The sequence below is a fragment of the Limnofasciculus baicalensis BBK-W-15 genome (assembly GCF_024178385.1).
Taxonomy (GTDB): Bacteria; Cyanobacteriota; Cyanobacteriia; order Cyanobacteriales; family Coleofasciculaceae; genus Limnofasciculus; species Limnofasciculus baicalensis.
Window position 1 is genome coordinate 1 of the sequence record NZ_JAMZMM010000587.1, and the last position, 2,544, is coordinate 2,544.

3 protein-coding genes are annotated in these 2,544 nt (G+C 40.9%); 1 reads left to right on the forward strand and 2 read right to left on the reverse strand.

From position 1 onward, the window contains the following. Nucleotides 1–702 (reverse strand): uroporphyrinogen-III C-methyltransferase (gene cobA / locus NJ959_RS28400; protein ID WP_254015117.1); only part of this gene is annotated, 702 nt, incomplete at its 3' end. An 85-nt stretch (nt 703–787) separates the two neighbouring features. Continuing rightward, nucleotides 788–1,309, reverse strand: coding sequence for a DUF29 family protein (locus NJ959_RS28405; RefSeq protein ID WP_254015118.1), 522 nt, complete (start codon nt 1,307–1,309; stop codon nt 788–790). 51 nt (nt 1,310–1,360) lie between these two features. Between NJ959_RS28405 and rlmN the strand changes: the two genes are divergently transcribed. Beyond that, nucleotides 1,361–2,544, forward strand: a 1,184-nt coding sequence (rlmN, locus tag NJ959_RS28410; protein ID WP_254015119.1) for a dual-specificity RNA methyltransferase RlmN, incomplete at its 3' end; no start/stop codon positions are given.

Consider the following 2,544-nt stretch of genomic DNA (forward strand, 5'->3'; position numbering starts at 1 on the left):
TCCTACTACTTCCCCTACTACAATTACCACAGGAGAGAGAGAAACACCAGCAGTTTTTTGAACAATATCGGCTAATGTACCTAGCCAAACCTCTTGCTGAGGGGTTCCACAGGCACGAATTGCGGCAATGGGGGTTTTCGGGGAGCGCCCATATCGCTTTAATTGATGGACAATGTATGCTAAGTTCCGCCCACCCATTAAAATAGATAGGGTATCAATCCTGGCCAGTGTTTCCCAGTCTAATTCCTCTGGTTGATGGGCTGTGACTACGGCAAAACAACGACTTAAAACGGGATCGGTAAGAGGAATTCCGGCTAATAATGGTGCGGCTAATGCGGAGGAAATTCCTGGTACAATTTCAAATGGGCAATTAGCGGCAATTAATGCTTGAATTTCTGAACTTGAACGCCCAAAAATAAATGGATCTCCGCTTTTTAGGCGTACTATGTTATTTCCTTCTTGGCATTTTTCTACTAGTATCTGGTTAATCTCTGTTTGGGGAGTTGAAGGTTTTCCGCCGCGTTTACCTACATTGATTTTATTGCAATTAGGAGGTACTAATTGTAATAATTCACTGTCTACGAGGGCATCGTAAACTAATACTTCTGCTTGAGTTAATAGCTCTTTTCCTTTCACTGTAAGATAGGCTATCGATCCTGGTCCTGCACCAACTATATAAACTTTTCCTGTCTCGGTATTCATGATGTTGAATTTTATTATAGATATTTTGTTTTGGGGATATTTTTTTTTTTAACGCAAAGGGGAACGCCAAGTATTTTTGAGTATATTATTTTTGTCTTTCAATCCATTCTTGTCCGCCGGGTAACTGAATTAAGATATTTGCGATTCCAGTTGGTAGTTCTTTGGGGGTATGGGAATATGTTAGGTTTAATAAGGTAACGGCATTCTCTATAATGTTAGTACGATTAAGTAGTTCTGATAGTTTAAATTGACTGTAGGCTCCATTGAGGACTTCTTCGCTGGCATCTGCGATGGCATCATCAATGATTTCTTCTTCTATTAAGTTATTCCATTCATCTGGATTGATGTAATAAGATTTTTTGTTTTCTTTTATATTCAGTTTCTTGATTTCTCTAATTGCATGGCGGATGGAAGTAGCCCAAGATCCGGTTAATCTCTGCTCGACTTGGTTTTTAATTAGGTGAATCAAGAGAATTATGAGATAAGATTGGATGTTCCGCAAAATTGCTTGTTTGCTCATTCCCTCTAGTTCATCTACAATTGCCAATGCCTCTGGGTAACGTCCTTCGAGGATACTAGTTCTTAAATCGAGCAGTTCTTGTGTCATAATTATGATAATCAGTCTTTCCTATCTCAGATTATAACATTGGTCTCTCCTATGTCTCCTCTTTCATCGGTTAACTCTGTAACAAGTACTAATGGTCAAAATGTCCTCACAACGACTCTCTTAAAACCTCTTTTGGGTGCTTCTCTGGAGGAGCTAACTGAATGGGTGGAGGGGGAGGGGCAACCAGGGTATCGGGCGCGTCAGCTTCATCAATGGATATATGAAAAAGGGGTGCGAAATTTAGGCGATATTTCTGTATTTCCTAAACTGTGGCGGGAACGTTTAGTAGATGTTTCCATTGGGCGTTCAACTTTACATTATCGCTCGGAATCACCAGATGGTACGGTGAAATATCTCCTCCGTATGACGGATGGAAATATTATTGAAACTGTTGGTATTCCTACTTTTTCTTTTCCTAAAGGTGGGGATAGTGAGATGGATAGATGGGATGATGATTTTGCGCCTAATCCCAAGTCAAAGCAACGTCTTACAGTTTGCGTGTCTTCTCAAGTAGGATGTCCGATGGCGTGCGATTTCTGTGCTACGGGGAAAGGTGGATTTACTCGCAATCTTAGTCCTCATGAAATTATAGATCAGGTTTTAACTGTTCAGGAAGATTTTGGCTCGCGGGTGAGTAATGTGGTATTTATGGGGATGGGAGAGCCATTGCTGAATTTAGATGCAGTTTTAGCTGCGGTGAAGTCTCTCAATCAAGATGTGGGAATTGGGATGCGATCGCTTACAATATCTACTGTGGGTATTCGCGATCGCATTCTTCAATTAGCTGAACATCAGCTACAACTCACTTTTGCGGTTAGTCTCCATGCTTCTAATCAGCAATTGCGGGAAAAACTCATTCCCAGTGCCAAGGCATATCCTTTAGATGCACTATTAGAAGATTGCCGAGAATATGTAAAAATTACTGGGCGTAGAGTAACTTTTGAATATATCCTCTTGGCAGGATTAAATGACTTACCAGAAAATGCAATAGAATTAGCCCAACATCTGCGGGGTTTCCAGAGTCATGTTAATCTTATTCCTTATAATCCTATCAGTGAAGTGGATTATCAACGTCCGACTCCCCGTCGAATTCAAGATTTTGTTGAGGTATTAGAAAAATACCATATTGCTGTTAGCGTGCGTCGCTCTCGCGGTTTGGAAAAAGATGCTGCTTGCGGGCAATTAAGAGCATCAAAGATTTCCTCGGAAACATATAGCAATGGGCTAGGGGCTAG

What these genes read in the sequence shown, in the direction of transcription:
- NJ959_RS28405 (WP_254015118.1), bottom strand. Translation starts at nt 1,309, where the DNA reads ATGACACAAGAACTGCTCGATTTAAGAACTAGTATCCTCGAAGGACGT.